The sequence below is a fragment of the Streptomyces sp. NPDC040610 genome, from assembly GCF_055594065.1.
This window is the reverse complement of sequence record NZ_JBVIXA010000007.1, coordinates 190,680-209,365: the sequence shown is the minus strand read 5'-3', so window position 1 is coordinate 209,365 and position 18,686 is coordinate 190,680. Positions and strand designations below refer to the sequence as shown.

Below are 18,686 nucleotides of genomic sequence, written 5' to 3'. Positions count from 1 at the left end.
TGTGGTCCGCCCGGGGCGCGAGGTGGCGTTCCGTCCGGCGCGGCGCCCTGGAAGACTGCCCGGGTGGATTCGGTGGCCAACAACATCTCGGGCGGGACCTTCCGCGACGTCATCCAGGCGCGGCACGTCACGGTGCGGCAGTGCGTGAGCGGCGAAGTGCGGGCCCCGCGCGTGCCGTTCATGGCGCCCGCAGCGCCCGGACGGCTCGTGGACCGGCTGCCGGTGCGCGCCGCCCTCGACCGCGTCGCCGACGCCCCGGCCGACCGCGCCGCCGCCGAGGTCGTCGTGGTGACGGGGCCGCCGGGCATCGGCAAGAGCGGCGCCGTCCTGCACTGGTCGGCGCGGCGGCGCGGGGACTTCCCCGGCGGTGTCCTCTACGCCGACATGAGCCCGCGCGGTGCCCTGGAACCGGCCGACACCCGCTCCGTCCTGGAGTCGTTCGTCGCCGCGCTCGGCACCCCGCGCGCCGAGATGCCCGGCGATCTGGCGCCGCTCGCCGCGTACTACCGCCACCTCACCGCGCACGAACCCTGTCTGGTGCTGCTCGACGACGTGGTGACGGCCGGTCAGGTCCCGCAGCTGCTTCCGGGGCACCCGGGGAGCATGGTCGTCCTCACCAGCCGCCTGCTCCTGAACGGTCTGCGCCCCGTGCTCCCGGGGTCGGAACCCGTGTACGTGCGCCTCGCCGGGCTCGACGACGAGTCCTGCCGGGAGCTGTTCCTGGACACGGTCGGCCGCGCCATGACCGCCGAACTCACGGACCGGGGGCAGGAGTTATTGCGGACCGTCGTCCCTGCCTTCGCGGGCCTGCCCGCCGCCGCCCGGCTCGCCGGGGCGCGCGCCGCGGACCCGCTGGAGGGCGGCGTCGAGGAGTTCGTCCGCAGACTCCTGGCCCTGCCCACCTTCCAGGAGGCGCTGACCGTGCCCGACGACCCGCACACGTACTCCCTGCGGTCCGTCTTCGAGGACTCCTACGCGGCGCTCGAACCCGCCACGGCCGCCGTGTTCCGCGGGCTCGGCCTGAACCCGACGCCCGAGTTCGCCGACGCCCTCGTCGACGAGCTGGCGGGCGGACCCGACGCGGGCGCGCGAGTGCGGCGCACGCTCCTCAACGGCAACCTCCTCGAACGCCCCGCGCCCGGCCGCTGCCGCATGAACGGTCTCCTCCACGAGTACGCGGCCGCCCTCGCCCGCACGGACGCCGACGAGGCCGCGGCGGTGGCGGCCCGCATCACCGACTGGTACCTGCGGCGGGCCGCGGCGGCCGAGCACTTGGTGTCCGGCCGCTGGCGCCGCGCCGGGATCTTCCGCCAACCAGCTGCCCTGGACGGCGTGTTCGACAGCGAGGCCGAGGCCCTGGACGCCCTCGAACCGGACCGTGAGAACGCCGCCGCCCTCACCGCCCTGGAGTTCGCCCGCGGCCACGACCGCACCGTGTGCGATCTCGCGGAGGCCCTGCGCGGCTTCTTCTTCCGCCGCAAGCACCACACGCTGTGGGTGGAGGTGGCGGAGCGGGCGGTGCGGGCGGGGGAGCGGATCGTGGAGGGGGGTGCGGCGAGTGCCTCGGGCGTGTCCGGCGCGGGGGGTGCGGCTGGGGTGTCCGGTGCGGCGGGTGTGTCCGGGGCGGCCGGTGCGCCTGGGGAGGCCCGGGCGGCCGATGGCGCGCACGCCGAGCATGGCGGGTCCGCGCCAGACGTGGCGGATGGGGGAGGCGCGAGGTCTGGCCCGGCCGCCGCCGGGGATGCCGCAGCGCCCGAGGGTGACGCAGCGCCCGACGACGCCCCGCTCGTCCTGGCCCGCTGCCACTACGAGCTGGCGTTCGCCCTCTTCGACCAGGGCGGCGCGGAGAGCGTCGAGCGGGCCGGTCACCACTACGGGCTCGCCCTGCGCCAGGCGCGCGCGGCCGGGCACGCCCGCACCGAGTCCTCCGCGCTCGAAGGCCTCGGCCAGGTCGCCGTGGAGCAGGGCCGCCCACAGGATGCCCTGGACTGCTTCCGGCAGGCGCTGCGCGCGCTCGGCGACTTGGCGCACCCGCGCGGCCGTGCCCTGCTCCAGTACCACATGGGACGCACGGCGAGCGCCGCCCACCTCCACGAGGAGGCCGCCGCGGCCCTGCTCGGCGCCCGCAGGCTCTTCGCCGAGCTGCCCACCCCCGACCGCTACAACGAGGCCCGCGCGCTGACCCGTTACGCCCAGGCCCGCCTGGCCGCCGACCGTGCCGACGAGGCCGTCGCCCCGCTGGACGAGGCGATCGCCCTCCTCCAGGAGCGCGGCGCCCCCAAGGAGGAGGCCGACGCCCGCCTCGCCCGCGGCGACGCGTGGGCGGCCCGCGGCGACGAGGCGCGGGCACGGGAGGACTGGCGGGCGGCGCTCGACACGTACCGGACGTTGGGGAGCGTGGGGGCCGCCGGGGCGCGGGAGCGGCTGGGGGAGGGGGCCGACGGGTGACCGTCAGCTGTTGTACGGCGCGGGGCCCGCGCCGAGGCGCCCCACCCGCAGGTGCGCCGGTACGCCGCCCGGAGTGAGCCGCACCCGCACCTCGCCCTCCCAGTCGTCCCCGTGCCGGAGCAGGCAGGCATACGCCACGGACGCGGTGAGCGAAGCCGTCGCCCAGGCGGGAGGTGACTCCCAACTCCCTCGCAGAGAGGTGCCGTTACGGGTGCGTAGGAGACACCCGCCGCCTTCCTGCGGCACGGCGATCAGCGCGCAGCCCGGGTGGGCCGTGAACAACTCGTCTTCCAGTGAGGTCAGTTGAGGCCCCGTCGCGGGGGCACGGGCCGTGACCACGTCCGCCGCGTGCGCCCAACGCGCCTCGGGCTCGCCCGCGGTGACGGCGACGTGGGCGTCGGTGAGCCGTGGGTGCGGGGTGGCGGCGGCGCGGGCGTGGGCGGGGTAGCGCCGGACCAGGAGCTCGGTCGGGCCGGTGAGCGCGGTCGGCCGGTCGGACCCGGTGGCCGCGTCGGTGCCGTCGGCCGCCGTCACCAGGGCCTCCACGAACAGGGGTTGCTCCACGGGCGAACGAGGCGTCGAAGGCAGGTCCCGCGGTACGTCGACGGGGCGCGGCGCGGGCGGGACGGCGGGCTCGTCCAGGTCGAGCATGCGGTAGCAGAGGCGGCGCAGGCGTGCCGGGGCCTCGCCCGGGTGGGAGGTGATCTGCGAGGTGGCCGCGGCGAGCCGGGGGTCCGCCGCCTTGTCGCGGGCGGCGTGCTCCAGTTGGGCTGCGAGCGGCCGTGCGGGCGAGACGCGGGGCAGCGCCTCGCCGAGGGCCTCCATGGGGGAGCCCGCCGCCACGCTGTCCTCGTCGAACGCGCCGAGCAGTCCGGGCAGGCCGAGTCCCGCCGCGTACAGCGTCACCGAGCCGTGGTCGCCGATGAACGCGTCCGCCGCGCACAGCGCCGCCTGCCAGGTGCCGTCCGCGGGCGGGGGAAGCAGCAGCCCGGCGTCCAGGTGGGGGCGCAGCCAGGTGCGGATCTGCCAACCCCCGTGCCCGTACCAGGCGTTGGGGTGCACGGCGGCGAGGACACGGAACGAGTCGTGGGGCAGCTCCGCGAGCGCGCGGAGCACGAGGTCGCCCGCGGCGCCGAGCAGGGAGCGGCGGCCCCAGGTCGAGCTGAGGACGAGCAGGCGCTGGTCGGGGCGGACACCGAGTGCGGCGCGGTACTCCGCACGGAAGGGGAGGGAGGCGCGCAGTCGGTCCATGCAGGGGTCGCCGACGACGTGTGCCACCGGCAGGGCCTCGGGGCAGCCGACGCGGAGCCGGGCGAGCTGTTCTTCGTGAGAGAGGACGACGGCCGACGGTATCAACTCGCCGTCGTACACAAGCCATTCAGCCGTCAGACCGAAGGCTCCCGGCTCCCGGCTCCCGGCTCCCGGCTCCCGGCTCCCGGCTCCCGGCTCCCGGCTCCCGGCTCCCGGCTCCCGGCTCCCGGCTCCCGGCTGCTGAGCCTCTTATTGTATCCGGCGCCGTGCGGGGCGCCCATGAGGGGAGCGGAGATGCTGTGCAGGGCTCCGCCGCGGCTCGTGCTGACCGCCAGGTCGAACTCCGTCTTCACCGCCTCGTCCCAGGGGAGGAAGGGGAGTTCGCGGGCGGCGGCGAACTCCGCGATGCCGTCCGCGAACGGTGAGGAGTCGGTGCAGGTGAACAAGGTCTGCACGCGCCGGTCGCCGTCGAAGACGGTGAGTAGGTCGAGCAGTCGGGTCGCCGAGGTCACGTTGTGGATGACGCCGAGCACGGTGCGTTCGGGGGTGACGGTGAGCCAGCGGGCGGGGGCGCCGGGGGCGGCCGGGTGGACGTGGTTCGGCTCCCGCACTGCGCGCGTCCTCCCCGCGTTCCCGGGGCCGGACCGCGCCGGCCCCGGGCCGACCCCGGTGATCGGCCCGACCGCCGACCTTACCCGCCCCCGCCCGGGGCGCGGAGGGCCGACGGCCGGGTCACCGCGGGCTCAGGGCGCGGCGAGCTCCCGCAGCCAGCCGGGCCGCACCACCTCCATGCCGAGCCCCGACGGTTCGGGCAGCGGCCCGTGCGAGAGGTCCTCCTGGCGGTAGCGGCGGCAGTCGCGGTGCCAGATGTGGATCCCGGCCATCCAGTGCTTCAGCTCCTCCACATAGCCGTCGAGGATGTCCCGCGCCTCCTGGTCGAGGTCGAACTCGTCGTACAGGACGGGCAGTTCATGCGCGACGACGTGCTGGAACTGGCTCATCCGGGACCTCATGAGGTCGTCGACGATGCCGAGCGCCGTCGGGTAGTCGCAGTCGAAGAAGTTCTGCACGACGAGGATCGCGTTGTGCACCTCGCCCTCGTACTCGATCTCCTTCTGGTACGAGAAGACGTCGTTCATGAGCATCGAGTAGTCGGCGGCGGCGTTCTCCAGGTTCTGCACCGGCGCGCTCGCGTAGACCTCAGGGGGCACCCGCTTGCCGTGTCCGAAGCGGCACAGGCTCATGGTGAAGTGCGCGCCGAAGGTGTGGCGGCGCATCTCCATGTAGTCGACCGGCTCCGGGATGCGGTTCTGCGCCTGGTTGGCCAGCTCCCACAGCCAGCTGTCCGTCATGTCCACCAGGGTCCGGTGGAGCAGGGCGCGCCCCCCTGCGTCCATGGGTCCGGCCGTGCGCGCCCACAGGTCGGCGAGGCCCCGCTCCAGAGCGTTGGCGGGCGGGGGCGTCGGCGAGCAGTCCAGCGGCATGAACAGCGACAGACGGTCGTTGCACGCCTTCGCGCCGAGCAGGTCCCGGGGCCTGCCGAACACCACCGGGTAGTAGTCGTCCCCGTACGTCCCCCAGGTCAGCCAGCACGAGCCGATGTCGAGCTGCTCCGGTGTGGCGTCCGGGTGCAGGCCCGCGGCGCACAGCGGGAAGTCGTACCCGGCGAGCTTGCGGGCGTCCCAGACGTGCGAGGCGGGCACGCCCGGCTGGGGCTCCAGCATGCCCATGCGGGCGGCCCAGTCGACGGTCTCGCGCCGCGAGCGGTCGAGGTGGGGGCTGAGGGTGGTCGTGTAGGGCAGGTCGAAGTCGGGGATCACGGACGGGCCGACGCGCCGGTACGGGACGTGGGTGAAGCGGCGCACGCGCTGGGCGCCGGTCGCGGCCATGAGGGCCTTGATGCCGGCGGCGGACGTGCCGACGCCGGTGGGGCCCGCGAGCGGCGACGGGCGGTCGACGGCGCCCTCGTTCATGTAGCGGCTGGAGCGCATGTGCCACTCGTGGCCGCCGGACTGCCAGTCCTGGAGCCCCTTGACGTACGCGAGGACGTCGGCGCTCTGCCTCGGCGTCAGCGTCTTCTCGGCGCACAGCGGGGCGAGTTCGGTGAACGTCGTGTCCTCGAACTGCTGCATCCGGGCCGTGAGCAGGTCGTTGACGGCGTCCGCCGCCTCCTGCGTGGAGCAGCCGAGGAAGGTTTCGAGGACCAGCACACCGTTGCTCAGCTCGCCCTCCTCCTCGACCTCCCGCTGGTAGGAGAACAGGTCGTTGCGCAGGTGCACGGCGTCGGCGAACGTGTCCCTGAGGACCCGCAGCGGCCGCGACCGCGCCACCGCCGCCGGGACCTCCGCGCCCGTCGCGTACTCGACGAGCCCCGCCGACCACGGGGCGCCGCCGACCTTCCGGCGCATCTCGATGTACTCGACGGGGTTCGCGACGCGGTGCGCGTTGATGTTGGACAGCTCCCACAGCGACTCGTTGAGGAGATTGCGGGTGCTCTCAGCGAAGCGGGCCCGCCACTCCAGGGACATGCTGGGCACCGTGCGCGTCCACAGGTCGGCGAGGCCCGCCTCCACCGGGTTGGTGGGCTCCGGCATCGGTGTCGCGAGGTCCATCGGCATGAACGCGGGCAGCCGGTCGAGATAGGCCTTGCCGCCCGCCCGGTCCTGGGTGCGTTTGAACAGCTCAAGGAAGTGGTCGTCGAAGAAGAACACCCACACGTACCAGTCGGTGACCAGGGACAGGGCCGCGCTGTCGCAGTCCGGGTGGGTGTACGCGCACAGCAGCGCGTAGTCGTGCGCCTCCAGGTCGGCCGTGTCCCAGACCCCGGAGCCCTCCAGCATCCCCATGCTCCGCGCCCACTCCCGGGTGTGCGCACGCGCCTCCTCCGCATGGGGGTTGAGGCGCGCCGGATGCACCATGTAGAAGCTCGGCAGTTCGAAGGGGCGCGACGGCTGGGGCATGCGGGGCTCTCTTCTCGCGGACGGCGTACGGGCAGCCGAGCACTACCCCGGCGCCGCCGTCGGATGCCGGGCGCCGCCCCCGGTCACACCATCGCGTGATACGACGCGCCGAATTCGGCCCGGGAGTCAAACACCCGTGCGGGGACGGCCTCGGGGAGCGCGGCGCCGATCGCCCGGCAGGTGGCGACGGGCACGGCCGCGTACTCCCGCCGGCCGCCGGTGCGACACCGTCTCGCCGACGCGCGGGGAGTAAGCAGTGCAGGTGGGCGGGGGTGTGGCCGGGTCGGGGCGGTGGGGAGAAACACCTTGTGCGTGGGGGCCGCAGCGGCGAAGGTGATCCCTCGTGACCGAACGCACCACGCCCACGCCGGGGCCGATACCGGCCGCTTCCGCGCCCACCTCGCCGGAGGCCGCCGCTCCGGAAGCCCTGGCCCACGCGGCTCCGGAAGCGCCCGCGCCCGAAGCCCCCGCTCCGCGCGCCTCCCTCAGCCGCGGCATGGTGCTCCTCCTCGCCGTCGCCTGTGGTGTCGCCGTCGGCAACATCTACTTCCCGCAGGCCGTCAGCCCGCTCGTCGCCTCCGGGCTCGACGTGTCCGGCGACACCGCGGCCCTCGTGGTGACCGCGGCCCAGTTCGGCTACGCGCTCGGCATCTTCTTCCTGGTGCCGCTCGGCGACCGCGTCCCGCACCGCACGCTCATCACCACTCTGTTCGCCCTCAGCGGTGCCGGGCTGCTCGCCGCGAGCGCCGCGCCCGCGCTGCCGCCCCTGCTCGGCGCGAGCGTGCTCGTCGGCGTCACCACGGTGATCGCCCCCGTCGTCGCGCCCATGGCGGCGGGACTCGTCCCCGCCGCGCGCCGCGGCGCCGTCACCGGCACCCTCCTGAGCGGATCCATCGGCGGCATGCTGCTCTCGCGCGCGTTCGGCGGCGCACTCGGCGAATGGCTCGGCTGGCGGGCGCCGTACCTCGTGACGGCCGTGCTCGCGCTCCTGATCGCGGCCGTCCTCGCCCGGGGCCTGCCCCGCACCGTCCCGACGTCGAACCAGCGCTATCCGGCGCTGCTCGCCGAGTCGCTGCGGCTGCTGCGCGCGGAGCCCCTGCTCAGGCTCTCGTGCTTCTACCAGGCGACGGCCTTCGCGGCCTTCCAGGCGCTGTGGACGGGGGTCGCCCTGTTCCTGACGAGCGGGACGTACGGCCTCGGCGCCTCCGCGGTCGGTGCGCTGGCCCTGGTGAACGCGGGCACGATGCTGGCGACGCCGTTCGCGGGCCGCCAGATCGACCGGCGCGGCCCGGACGCGGTGAACGCCGTCTGCCTGGTCGCGGTCGTCTCCTCGGCGGGAGTCCTCGCCCTCGGCGGGCTCGGCGGCGTGCCCGGGCTCGTGGCCCTGGCCCTCGGCACGCTGCTCCTGGACGTGGCCATGCAGTCCGGGATGGTCGCCAACCAGGTGCGGATCTTCGCCCTCAACGGCGAGGCCCGCAGCCGCCTCAACACGGCCTACATGACGTGCGCCTTCATCGGCGGTGCGACGGGGTCGTCGCTCGGGGCGCTGGCGTACGCGACGCTCGGCTGGGCGGGCGTGTGCGCGTGGGTGGCGGTGCTGGGGGCGGTGTCGGCGCCGGTGGCGGTGCGGCGGGTGCGGCGGGAGCGGCGGGGTGGGGAGGCTGTGCAGGGGTGCACGAGGTTCATGGGGTGGGGGAGACGCAGGGGGTGTGCAGGTCGCTCGGGCCATGCGGGACGTTGTGGTGACTGATGCGTCAGTCAGCATCGCAATGGCGTGAAAGCATGAGTGAAGCCGGAGGGATCATGGAGGCGCGTTGTGCTGATCTCAATGCGCGGGTACCGTGACCGGCATGGAGCAAGACCCCGACGTCCCCACCCGTGTCCGTGAGGTCATCGCCGCGGCGGGCGTGACCCAGCGCGAGTTCGCTCGGCGGATCGTCATGGACCCGTCGAAGCTGTCGCGCTCCCTGGGCGGCACCCGGCGCTTCACCGCGGCGGAGCTGGCCCGGATCGCCGACACCGCAGACGTCGACGCCGCCTGGCTGCTCGGCACCCGCGGCGGCGCGGACCCGGCGGCCGCCCGCCCCGCCGCCCCGCGCGGACGGCGGGCCGCGACGCCGCCCGAGGGACGGCCGTTGCAGATCATCCGCGAGACCGTCCGCCTCATCGCCGACCACGGCTTCCACGCCGTCCGCGTCCAGGACATCGCCAAGGCCTGCGAGACCAGCACGGCCGCCATCCACTACCACTTCCCCGGCCGCGACGACCTGCTGGAGGCGGCCGTGCGCTGGTGCATGGACGAGGACACCGCCCGCAGGGCCGCGCGCATCGCCGACGCGGCCGACGCCGCCGACGAACTGCGCCAGCTCATCGAGCTCCAGACCCCGCGCACCGGCCGACAGCGCGACCAGTGGAGCGTCTGGCTCGACCTGTGGGCCGAGGCGGCCCGCTCCACCGCCGTCGGCCGCCTGCACACCGAGTACTACCGGCAGTGGCGCGCCACCGTCGCCGACGTCGTCCGGCGCGGCGTCGACGAGGGCGCATTCCGGCCCGTGGACCCCGAAGCGGCCGCCCTGCATCTGACCGCCCTGATCGACGGCCTCGCCACCCAGGTCCTCGCCGGCACCCCGGACGGCCCCGGCACCCGCCCCGACGACATGCACGCGGCCCTGCTCGCCCACGTGGACGCCGCGCTCGCCGCGCGCTGAGCCCCGGCCGCGTACCCCCGACGCCTCCGGTACGCGGCCCCGTACACACTCCGCACGACCACAACCCCCAGCCCCCGAAAGGGAGTCCGGCATGCCCGTGAACGACAACGTCATCATCACCTGCGCCCTCACCGGCGCGGGCGACACCGTCCGCAAGAGCCCGCACGTGCCCGTCACGCCCGAACAGATAGCCCGCGACGCCGTGCGGGCCGCCGAGGCCGGTGCCGCCGTCGTCCACATCCACGTCCGCGACCCGGAGACCGGCGCCCCGTCCCGCGACCCCCGGCTCTACCGCGAGGTCGTCGAGCGCGTGAAGGAGACCGGCACCGACGTCGTCATCAACCTGACGGCGGGCATGGGCGGGGACCTGGTGATCGACCCGGACCAGCCGCTGAAGGAGCTCGGCGAACTGCCCGGCACCGACCTCGTCGGCGGCCTCGACCGGCTCCCGCACGTCGAGGACCTGCTGCCCGACATCTGCACCCTCGACTGCGGCTCCCTCAACTTCGGAGACAACCTCTACATCTCCACGCCCGACATGCTCCGCCAGGGCGCCAAGCGCATCCAGGAGCTGGGCGTACGGCCCGAGTTGGAGATCTTCGACACCGGGCAGCTGTGGTTCGCCAAGCAGCTTCTGGCCGAGGGCCTGCTGGACGACCCGACCGTCTTCCAGCTCTGCATGGGCATCCCGTGGGGCGCCCCCGCCGACCCCGGCGTGCTCCAGTCGATGGTCAACATGCTGCCCGAGGGCGCGCAGTGGGCCAGCTTCGCACTCGGCCGCATGCAGATGCCGTGGGTCGCGCAGTCCATCCTGCTCGGCGGGCAGGTCCGCGTCGGGCTGGAGGACAACCTCTACCTCGGCAAGGGCAACAAGGTGACCAACGCCCAACTGGTCGAGCGCGCCGTCCAGATCACCGAGAACCTCGGCTCGCGCGTCGCCACCCCCGACGAGGCCCGCACGAAGCTCGGCCTCAAGCCCCGCGCCTGATCCCCACGGAGGACCGCACCATGACTGTGACCACCCCTGAAGAAGTCCGCCGTGTCGCCTGCGTCGGCGCCGGAGTCATCGGCGGCGGCTGGGTCGCCCATTTCCTGGCCCGTGGCTATGACGTCACCGCCTGGGACCCCGCGCCCGACGCCGAGCAGCGGCTGCGCCGCCTCGTCGACGCCGCCTGGCCCGCGCTCACCCGGCTCGGCCTCGCCGACGGCGCGTCCCGGGACCGCCTGACCGTCGCCGCGACGCTCGAAGAGGCCGTCGCCGACGCCCAGTTCGTCCAGGAGAGCGCCCCCGAGAAGCTGGAGCTGAAGCGCGATCTGCTCACGCGGCTCGATGCCGCCGCGCCCGCCGGGGTCGTCATCGCCTCGTCCACCTCCGGCTACCCCATGACCGACATGCAGACCGAGGCCGCCGACCCGGGCCGCCTCGTCGTCGGGCACCCCTTCAACCCGCCGTACCTGATCCCCCTCGTCGAGGTCGTCGGCGGCGAGCGGACCACCGACGAAGCCGTCGCCTGGGCGTCGCGGTTCTACGAGGTCGCGGGCAAGTCCGTCATCACCATGAAGAGCGAGGTGCCCGGCTTCATCGCCAACCGCCTCCAGGAAGCCCTGTGGCGCGAGGCGCTGCACATGGTCGCCAACGGCGAGGCCACCGTCCAGGAGATCGACGACTCCATCACCGAGGGCCCCGGCCTGCGCTGGGCGTTCATGGGCCCCATGCTCACCTTCGCGCTCGCGGGCGGCGAGGGCGGCATGGCCCATATGCTCGACCACTTCGGGCCGTCCCTGAAGTCCCCGTGGACGCGGCTCGAAGCACCCGAACTCGACAAGGAGCTGTACGACGCGGTGGTCGCCGGATGCGACGAAGCGGCCGCCGGGCGCACCATCGCCGACCTCGTCGCCGAGCGCGACCAGGGCGTCATCGACGTACTGCGCGCGACGGGGAGGCTGCCGCGCCAGGCCGCCGCCGACCGGAGCGCCCCCCACGCCGACCACGCCGCTCAGAAGGGAACCGTGTGACCAGGGAAATCGCCCGCCGTCTCGCGCCTTACCGGCAGGTCGTCCCGCCGGAGTGGATCGACTACAACGGCCATATGAGCGAGGGCTACTACTCACTGGCCTTCGGGTTCGCCACCGACGCGATGATGGACGCCACCGGCCTGGACGCCGCGTACCGCGAGACCACCGGCTGCTCCCTCTACACCGTCGAGGCCCATCTGCGGTATCTGCGCGACGTCGCCGAGGGCGCCCACCTCGCCGTGCGTACCCGGGTCCTCGGCGTGCACGGCAAGAAGGCGCACTTCGCGCATGAGCTGTACGTCGTCGACGGCGCCGCGGCCGATCCGGCGCCCGACGCCGCGCCGGTCGCCACGACGGAACTGCTCGCGCTGCACGTCGACCAGAAGGCGGGACGCGCGGTGCCGTTCCCGGACGCGGTCCGCGAGCGCCTCGCCGAGTTCGTGGAGGCGGCACCTTCGTGGGCGGGACGGGCGATCGCGACTGTGGTCACCACCGAGTAGAACGTTCGTCCCAGTCCTGGTCGAGGTTCGGCGCCCGTCCGGGGCCCGGTTCGGGCACCTCGCGTTCCGCATGGCATCGTCCGAAGTGGTAGGTGTTCGGAGCGATGTTCAACTGTTCCCTCTTCACTGAGGCTGCGGGCAAGGTGGTTCAGACGTGAGGCTGGCAATTCTGGGCGGCGGCGGATTCCGCGTGCCCCTCGTGTACCGGGCGCTGCTCGGCGACCGCGCCGAGGGCCGTATCACCGAGGTCGTCCTGTACGACGTGGACGGCGCCCGGGCCGGGGCGATCGCCCGCGTCCTCGCCGACCAGGCCGCAGGGGTGTCCGACGCGCCCGCCGTGCGCGTCACCGCCGACCTCGACGAGGCGCTGCGCGGCGCCGACTTCGTGTTCTCCGCGATCCGCGTCGGCGGCCTGGAGGGCCGCGCCACCGACGAGCGGGTGGCGCTCGCCGAAGGGGTGCTCGGGCAGGAGACGGTCGGCGCGGGCGGCATCGCGTACGGGCTGCGGACGCTGCCCGTCGCCGTCGACATCGCCCGCCGGGTGCGGCGGCTCGCGCCCGAGGCATGGGTCATCAACTTCACCAACCCCGCGGGCCTGGTGACCGAGGCGATGGCCCGCCACATCGGCGACCGCGTCATCGGCATCTGCGACTCGCCCGTGGGCCTCGGCCGCCGGGTGGCGGGGCTGCTCGGCGTCGAGCCCGGCCGGGCGTGGCTCGACTACGTGGGCCTGAACCACCTGGGCTGGCTGAGCGGCCTGGAGGTCGACGGGCAGAACCTGCTGCCGCGCCTGCTCGGTGACCGCGGCCTCCTGGAATCCTTCGAGGAGGGCAAGCTCTTCGGCGCCGACTGGCTCCAGTCGCTCGGGGTGATCCCCAACGAGTACCTGCACTACTACTACTTCAACCGCGAGACCGTCCACGCCTACCGGACCGCCGAGCGGACCCGCGGCGCGTTCCTGCGCGACCAGCAGGCCCGCTTCTACGAGGAGATGCGCAGCCCCGAGACCCCCGCCTTCAAGACGTGGGACGCCACCCGCGCCGAGCGCGAGGCGACGTACATGGCGCAGAGCCGGGAGGCCGCGGGCGCCGGGGAACGCGCCCCCGAGGACATGGAGTCCGGCGGCTACGAACGGGTCGCCCTCGCCCTGATGCGGGCCATCGCCCGCGACGAGCGCGCGACGCTGATCCTCAACGTCCGCAACCGCACGACCCTGCCCGAGCTGGACTCGGACGCGGTCATCGAAGTGCCGTGCCTGGTGGACGCGTCCGGGCCGCACCCGGCGGCCGTGTCGCCGCTGCCGGGGCACGCCACGGGCCTGGTGTGCGCGGTCAAGGCGGTCGAGCGCGAGGTGCTCGCCGCGGCGGAGAGCGGTTCGCGCGCCACGGCGGTCAAGGCTTTCGCGCTGCACCCGCTGGTCGACTCGGTGTCCGTGGCCCGCCGTCTGGTCGACGGCTACCGGCAGGCACACCCGGGCCTGGCCTATCTGACCTGAGCATCACCCTGACATGATCACGAAATGACCGCGCCCGAGCCCCGCACCACGCCCGAGCCCACGAGCACGTCCGCCGTGCTCCTGCCCGACCCCCGCACCGCCCCCGACGCAGTGTCCCCGGCGGCCCCGGAGGCCCGGCCCGCCACCCGCCCCTGCACCCTCGTCGTGTGCCGGGGCTGCTGCTGCGGCGACCCGGTGAAGCACCCCGGCACGGACCACGTGGGCCAGTTGGCGCGGCTGCGGGCGGCGGCGGACGCGTCCGGGGGCCGGTTCGCGGTGCGCACCAGCGACTGCCTCGGCCCCTGCGGCCAGGCCAACATCGTGGTGGTCCAGCCCTCCCGCACGGGCCGCGCGCACGGCGGCCGCCCGGCCTGGGTGGGCTTCGCCCTGGACGACGCGTCCCTCGACGACATCCTCACCTGGGCGGAGGCGGGCGGCCCGGGCCTCGCGGACCCGCCGGACGCCCTGACCCTGCAACTGGTCGACCCGCGACAGGTCTAGGAGCGGCCGAGCACCTGGTCCAGGAAGCCGTTGAGGTTGCGCACCGTGCGCTCGTTCTGCTCCTCCGGGCTGAGGCTCTCGTCGAAGCGGCGGGCCAGGGCCGACGTCTTCTTGCCGCGTACGTAGAGGGAGCAGGCCAGGTCCGCGCAGACGTACAGGCCGACCGAGTTGCCCTGGCGGCCCGCCTCGCCCGCGCGGGGCGCGACGAGCAGCGCGATGCCCGAACCGGCCTGCGGCGTCACGCACACCGAGCAGATGCTGGACTTCAGCATGGAGCGGCGGGCCCCCGCGGAGGCACGCAGGGCGATGCCGACCAACTCGTCGTCCCGCTCGGCGACGACATAGCCGCGGTCCGGCGCCTTGGGGTCGCGCCAGCCCAGGAAGTCCAGGTCGGACCAGGGCGTCTCGGCGAAGCCCGCGGGCAGCGTCAGACGCCGGGCCTCGCCCTTCGAGCAGTTCACGAACGACGCACGGATTTCTTTGTCACCAAGGGCACGCATGGTTCGGAAGGTATCAATCCGAACGAACGGCCGTCTTTTCCTTTTTCCCGGTCAGGGCCCTGCAACGGGTCCAGGATGTCGACTTGTCGCTGATCGGACCTGCAGACTGTCCGCGCCCCGGGCCACCGCCCGCGCCGGTACGCGCGCCGCCCGGAACGGGATGCTCCGCCGCAGCCGGAACCCCAGCGACTCGTACAGCCGGACCGCCCCCGCGTTGCGTGCCGCCGTGTGCAGGAACGGCGTCTCGCCGCGCTCCTTGATCTCGTACGCCACGGCGAGGACCAGGCGGCTCGCGAGGCCGTGGCCCCGGTGGGCCGGGTCGGTGCAGACCGCGCTGATCTCCGTCCAGCCCGGCGGACGCAACCGCTCCCCGGCCATCGCGACCAGGGCGCCCTCATGACGTATGCCCAGATACGTTCCGAGTTCGATGGTGCGCTCCCGGAACGGGCCCGGCCGGGTGCGGGCCACCAGGTCCAGCATCTCCGGTACGTCGTCGGGGCCGAGCCGCACCGCCTCCGGGTCCGGCGCCGCCGGTATGCCGCCGTCGACGAGCTGCACCCCGTCCACGTCGAACGTCAGCTCCCAGGCGTCGGGCACGTCCACCGCGACGCCGGGCAGCGGCACTTCGCCCTCCGGCCCCGCGAACGCCGCCAGGTCCGCCCAGTCCGCCGCGTCCGGCACGGCGGGGATCCCCAGCCAGGGCGACACGGCGGCCGGATAGCGCGCGACGCGCCCGCGCCGCTCGGCGAGATGCGCGTGCGGCCCTTCGAGGGAGGCGAGACCGGGGTTGTCGAGGGGGTGGGGGCTGGCTTCGGGAGCGGAGGGAGGTGCGGGGGCAATCAGGGCGGACGGGGCGGACGTGGCGGGGACCGCCGGGGTGGACGGGGCGGGACCGGTCGCGCCGGACGGAGCGGGGCCGGTCGCGCCGGACGGCGCGAGATCGGCCGAGGCGGACGGTGCGAGATCCGCCGGAGTGCCCCGTTCCGCCGCCCGCGCCGCCCTCACGGGCCGACCTCGATCACGACCTTGCCCCCCGCGTGGCCGGTCTCCACCGCGCGCAGGCCCTCGCCCGCCCGCTCCAGCGGGTACGTCGCCGTGATCTGCGGCCGGAGCACACCGGCGGCGGCGAGTCCGGCCACCGCCTCCAGCGTGGCGGCGTCCCGCGCCCGGGCCACGGGGGAGCCGCCCAGCTCGACCACGATCTGCTTCCCGCCGGCCGTGATCAGCTTCGTGCGGTCGGCCACCAGCTCCGCCACCGTCCGCAGGTGCTCCCCGCCGACCAGGTCGAAGACGCCGTCGACGCCGTCCGGGGCGGCGGCACGGATCCGCTCCACCAGGTCGGGCCCCGACGCCACATGGACCGCGCCCAGCGACTCGACGACGTCCTTCTTGGCCTCGCTCGCCGTACCGACGACGCGCAGCCCCAGATGGCGGGCGAGGCGCACCACGTTCCCGCCCACGCCGCCCCCGGCACCGGTGACGAGCAGCGTCGCCCCGGCGGGCAGCGCGAGCTGACGCACCCCGTCGTAGGCGGTGGCCGCGGCGACCGGCAGCGTCGCGGCCTCCGCGAAGGACAGGCCCTCCGGGACGTGCGCGGCGACGGCCACCGGAAGGAGCGTGTACTCGGCGTACCCGCCGGTGAGCGTGGAACCGAACACCGCGTCCCCCACGGCGAACCCCTCGACCCCGGGGCCGGTCCGCTCCACCACGCCCGCGGCCTCGCTGCCGAGCACCTCGGGCAGTTCGGCGGGCGCCTGCCCCGGCCTGCGATAGCCGCCGCGCAGCTTGTGGTCGACGGGGTTGACGCCCGCCGCCCGCACCGCGACGAGCAACTGCCCCGGTCCCGGCTCGGGCGGCTCCCGGTCGATCAGGGCCTCCGCCTCGGGACCGCCGTGCCGGGTGAATACGTACGCCTTGGCCATCTGTCCCTCGCTCCGTTCCCTGCGTCCCGCGCGCCCCGTGGCGCACGGCGCACCTCAACGATCACAGATGACAAGGCCGCTGGACCGCTCCCGCATTCCTGGCCGGGGGAGAGTTCACGAGCCCGCAACGCGCATGGGCCGCCCCGCGGCTCGGCGGCACTCCCCGGACGCGAGCACCGCACCGACCGGACCCGGCACCCGCGGTTGTCCCCGCCGTCATCTCGTCGACACGGCACCGCCCGCCTCTTCCGTAAGCCTGGGCCGCTTGACACACTTCACCCGCTCACGTCCCCCCACATCACGCGAGGTCATATCCCCATGCCTGAACTGAACCGGCGCCGCTTCATGCAACTGGCCGGTGGCACCGCCGCCTTCGCCGCGCTGAACGAGAGCATCGCCCGCGCGGCCTCGCTGCCCGCGAAGCGCCGCACCGGCACCATCAAGGACGTCGAGCACGTCGTGGTGCTGATGCAGGAGAACCGTTCCTTCGACCACTATTTCGGGATGATGAAGGGCGTACGCGGCTTCGGCGACCCGCGTCCGGTGACGCTGCCCAGCGGCAAGCCGGTCTGGCACCAGCAGGGCGGCGGCAAGGAGGTCCTGCCCTTCCACCCGGACGCCGACGACCTCGGCATGCAGTTCATCGCGGGCCTGGACCACGACTGGGCGGGCGGCCACCGGGCGTTCAACAACGGCGCGTACGACCAGTGGATCCCCGCGAAGTCGGAGCGGACCATGGCGTACCTGAAACGGGACGACATCCCCTTCCACTACGCGCTCGCCGACGCCTTCACCGTCTGCGACGACTACCACTGCTCGTTCATCGGGGCCACCGACCCCAACCGCTACTACATGCTGACGGGCCACGTCGGCAACGACGGCAAGGGCGGCGGCCCGGTCCTCGGCAACCAGGAGGCGGGCTACGACTGGACGACGTACGCCGAGCGCCTGGAGCAGGCGGGCGTCTCCTGGAAGGTCTACCAGGACATCGGTGACGGCCTGGACGCGGCCGGGCACTGGGGCTGGATCGACGACGCCTACCGCGGCAACTACGGCGACAACTCGCTCCTGTACTTCAACAAGTACCGCGGCGCCAAGCCCGGCGACCCGCTCTACGACAAGGCCCGCACCGGCACCAACGCCAAGGCGGGCGACGGCTACTTCGACATCCTGAAGGCCGACGTGCGGGCGGACCGGCTCCCGCAGGTGTCCTACATCGCCGCGCCCGAGGCGTTCTGCGAGCACCCGAACTGGCCGGTGAACTACGGCGCCTGGTACATCGCGCAGATCCTGGACGCACTCACCTCCAACCCGGCGGTGTGGGCCAAGACGGCGCTGTTCCTCACGTACGACGAGAACGACGGCTACTTCGACCACGTCGTGCCGCCGTACGTCCCCTCCTCGGCGAACCAGGGCCTCTCCACGGTCGACACCCAGCTCGACCACTTCCCCGGCGACGCCTCGTACGGCGCCGGGCACTACGGCCTCGGGCAGCGCGTCCCGATGCTCGTGATCTCGCCGTGGAGCACGGGCGGGTTCGTGAACTCCGAGGTCTTCGACCACACGTCGATCATCCGGTTCATGGAGAAGCGCTTCGGCGTCCAGGAGCCCAACATCTCGCCGTGGCGCCGCGCGATCTGCGGCGACCTCACCTCCGCCTTCGACTTCGGCGGCAAGGACACCGACCCGGCGGACCTGCCCGACACCGCCGCCTACGAGCCGCCGGACCACGAGCGCCACCCCGACTACTTCCCCAAGCCGCCCGCGAGCCCGGCGCTGCCCAAGCAGGAGCGCGGCTCCCGTCCCGCGCGTGCGCTGCCCTACGCCCCGCTGGTGGACGGCCGCGCGGACACGGCCGCAGGGAAGTTCACCCTCACCTTCGGCGGCGGCGACCAGGCGGGCGTCTGCTTCCACGTGCGCTCCGGCAACCGCACCGACGGACCCTGGACGTACACCACGGGCGCGGGCAGGACGGTGTCCGACACCTGGAACTCGGCGTACTCGGGCGGCAGTCACGACCTGAGCGTGTTCGGCCCGAACGGCTTCCTGCGCACCTTCAAGGGCCCGGGGAAGACCGCGGGCCCCGAGGTCACCGCCCGCCACGACAAGGCGACCGGCAACCTCAAGCTGACCCTGACCAACGCGGGCACCACCGACTGCAACCTCACGGTCACCAACGCCTACGGCGGCCGCAAGGAGACCTTCAAGGTCAAGCCGGGCGCCACCGTCCAGCACACCGTGGACCTGCGCGCCAGCAAGCGCTGGTACGACCTGACCGTGGTGTCCGACACCTCCGCCGGCTTCCTGCGGCGCCTCGCCGGGCACGTGGAGAACGGGCGGGCGGGGGTCAGCGACCCGGCGATCGCCACGGTCTGAGCACACCAC

General features: G+C 73.9%; 15 protein-coding genes. 9 read left to right on the top strand and 6 right to left on the bottom strand.

Going from position 1 to position 18,686, the window contains the following annotated elements; genetic code table 11:
- Positions 1–72 precede the first annotated feature (72 nt).
- A complete protein-coding gene (locus tag ACZ6AA_RS24655; RefSeq protein WP_471459991.1) occupies positions 73–2,448 on the top strand; it encodes a hypothetical protein in 2,376 nt (791 codons plus the stop codon).
- A 3-nt stretch (positions 2,449–2,451) separates the two neighbouring features.
- On the opposite strand, the gene ACZ6AA_RS24650 is transcribed toward ACZ6AA_RS24655, so the two are convergent.
- From ACZ6AA_RS24650 to ACZ6AA_RS24640, 3 genes are all read right to left on the bottom strand, one after another.
- A complete protein-coding gene (locus ACZ6AA_RS24650; protein WP_471459989.1) occupies positions 2,452–3,804 on the bottom strand; it encodes a hypothetical protein in 1,353 nt (450 codons plus the stop codon).
- A 29-nt stretch (positions 3,805–3,833) separates the two neighbouring features.
- Complete coding sequence (locus tag ACZ6AA_RS24645) at positions 3,834–4,310, bottom strand: hypothetical protein (protein WP_468483534.1); 477 nt, start codon at positions 4,308–4,310, stop codon at positions 3,834–3,836.
- A 132-nt stretch (positions 4,311–4,442) separates the two neighbouring features.
- Positions 4,443–6,659: a terpene synthase family protein gene (locus ACZ6AA_RS24640; RefSeq protein ID WP_471459987.1), complete on the bottom strand. Its 2,217-nt coding sequence runs from the start codon at positions 6,657–6,659 to the stop codon at positions 4,443–4,445.
- A 496-nt stretch (positions 6,660–7,155) separates the two neighbouring features.
- Between ACZ6AA_RS24640 and ACZ6AA_RS24635 the strand changes: the two genes are divergently transcribed.
- The 7 genes from ACZ6AA_RS24635 to ACZ6AA_RS24605 all read left to right on the top strand — a co-directional run bounded on the left by ACZ6AA_RS24635 (position 7,156) and on the right by ACZ6AA_RS24605 (position 13,879).
- On the top strand, positions 7,156–8,409 hold the full coding sequence (locus tag ACZ6AA_RS24635; protein ID WP_471460210.1) for an MFS transporter: 1,254 nt from the start codon (positions 7,156–7,158) through the stop codon (positions 8,407–8,409).
- A gap of 100 nt (positions 8,410–8,509) precedes the next feature.
- Complete coding sequence (locus ACZ6AA_RS24630) at positions 8,510–9,367, top strand: TetR/AcrR family transcriptional regulator (protein ID WP_468454825.1); 858 nt, start codon at positions 8,510–8,512, stop codon at positions 9,365–9,367.
- Positions 9,368–9,458: 91 nt separating this feature from the next.
- Positions 9,459–10,355 carry a beta-keto acid cleavage family enzyme gene (locus tag ACZ6AA_RS24625; RefSeq protein WP_468454827.1) on the top strand — a complete coding sequence of 299 codons (897 nt, stop codon included), beginning with the start codon at positions 9,459–9,461 and terminating at the stop codon, positions 10,353–10,355.
- A gap of 20 nt (positions 10,356–10,375) precedes the next feature.
- On the top strand, positions 10,376–11,383 hold the full coding sequence (locus ACZ6AA_RS24620; protein ID WP_468454829.1) for a 3-hydroxyacyl-CoA dehydrogenase NAD-binding domain-containing protein: 1,008 nt from the start codon (positions 10,376–10,378) through the stop codon (positions 11,381–11,383).
- Positions 11,380–11,883, top strand: coding sequence for a thioesterase family protein (locus ACZ6AA_RS24615; protein WP_471459984.1), 504 nt, complete (start codon positions 11,380–11,382; stop codon positions 11,881–11,883). The genes ACZ6AA_RS24620 and ACZ6AA_RS24615 overlap by 4 nt, the downstream gene beginning before the upstream one ends.
- 154 nt (positions 11,884–12,037) lie before the next feature.
- The gene (locus ACZ6AA_RS24610) at positions 12,038–13,378 is read left to right on the top strand and encodes a 6-phospho-beta-glucosidase (protein WP_468454833.1); all 1,341 of its coding nucleotides are present in this window, start codon (positions 12,038–12,040) and stop codon (positions 13,376–13,378) included.
- A gap of 24 nt (positions 13,379–13,402) precedes the next feature.
- Positions 13,403–13,879, top strand: a complete 477-nt coding sequence (locus tag ACZ6AA_RS24605; RefSeq protein WP_468454835.1) for a (2Fe-2S) ferredoxin domain-containing protein — start codon at positions 13,403–13,405, stop codon at positions 13,877–13,879.
- Here the strand turns inward: ACZ6AA_RS24605 and ACZ6AA_RS24600 are convergent.
- From ACZ6AA_RS24600 to ACZ6AA_RS24590, 3 genes are all read right to left on the bottom strand, one after another.
- The gene (locus ACZ6AA_RS24600; protein WP_468454837.1) at positions 13,876–14,379 is read right to left on the bottom strand and encodes an FBP domain-containing protein; all 504 of its coding nucleotides are present in this window, start codon (positions 14,377–14,379) and stop codon (positions 13,876–13,878) included. The genes ACZ6AA_RS24605 and ACZ6AA_RS24600 overlap by 4 nt on opposite strands.
- A gap of 51 nt (positions 14,380–14,430) precedes the next feature.
- Entirely contained in the window at positions 14,431–15,222 is a 792-nt protein-coding gene (locus ACZ6AA_RS24595) for a GNAT family N-acetyltransferase (protein ID WP_471460208.1), read from the bottom strand.
- A gap of 158 nt (positions 15,223–15,380) precedes the next feature.
- Positions 15,381–16,301 carry a quinone oxidoreductase family protein gene (locus ACZ6AA_RS24590; protein WP_471459981.1) on the bottom strand — a complete coding sequence of 307 codons (921 nt, stop codon included), beginning with the start codon at positions 16,299–16,301 and terminating at the stop codon, positions 15,381–15,383.
- Positions 16,302–16,619: 318 nt separating this feature from the next.
- On the opposite strand from ACZ6AA_RS24590, the gene ACZ6AA_RS24585 reads away from it, so the two are divergent.
- On the top strand, positions 16,620–18,677 hold the full coding sequence (locus ACZ6AA_RS24585; protein ID WP_471459979.1) for a phosphocholine-specific phospholipase C: 2,058 nt from the start codon (positions 16,620–16,622) through the stop codon (positions 18,675–18,677).
- Positions 18,678–18,686: the final 9 nt, after the last annotated feature.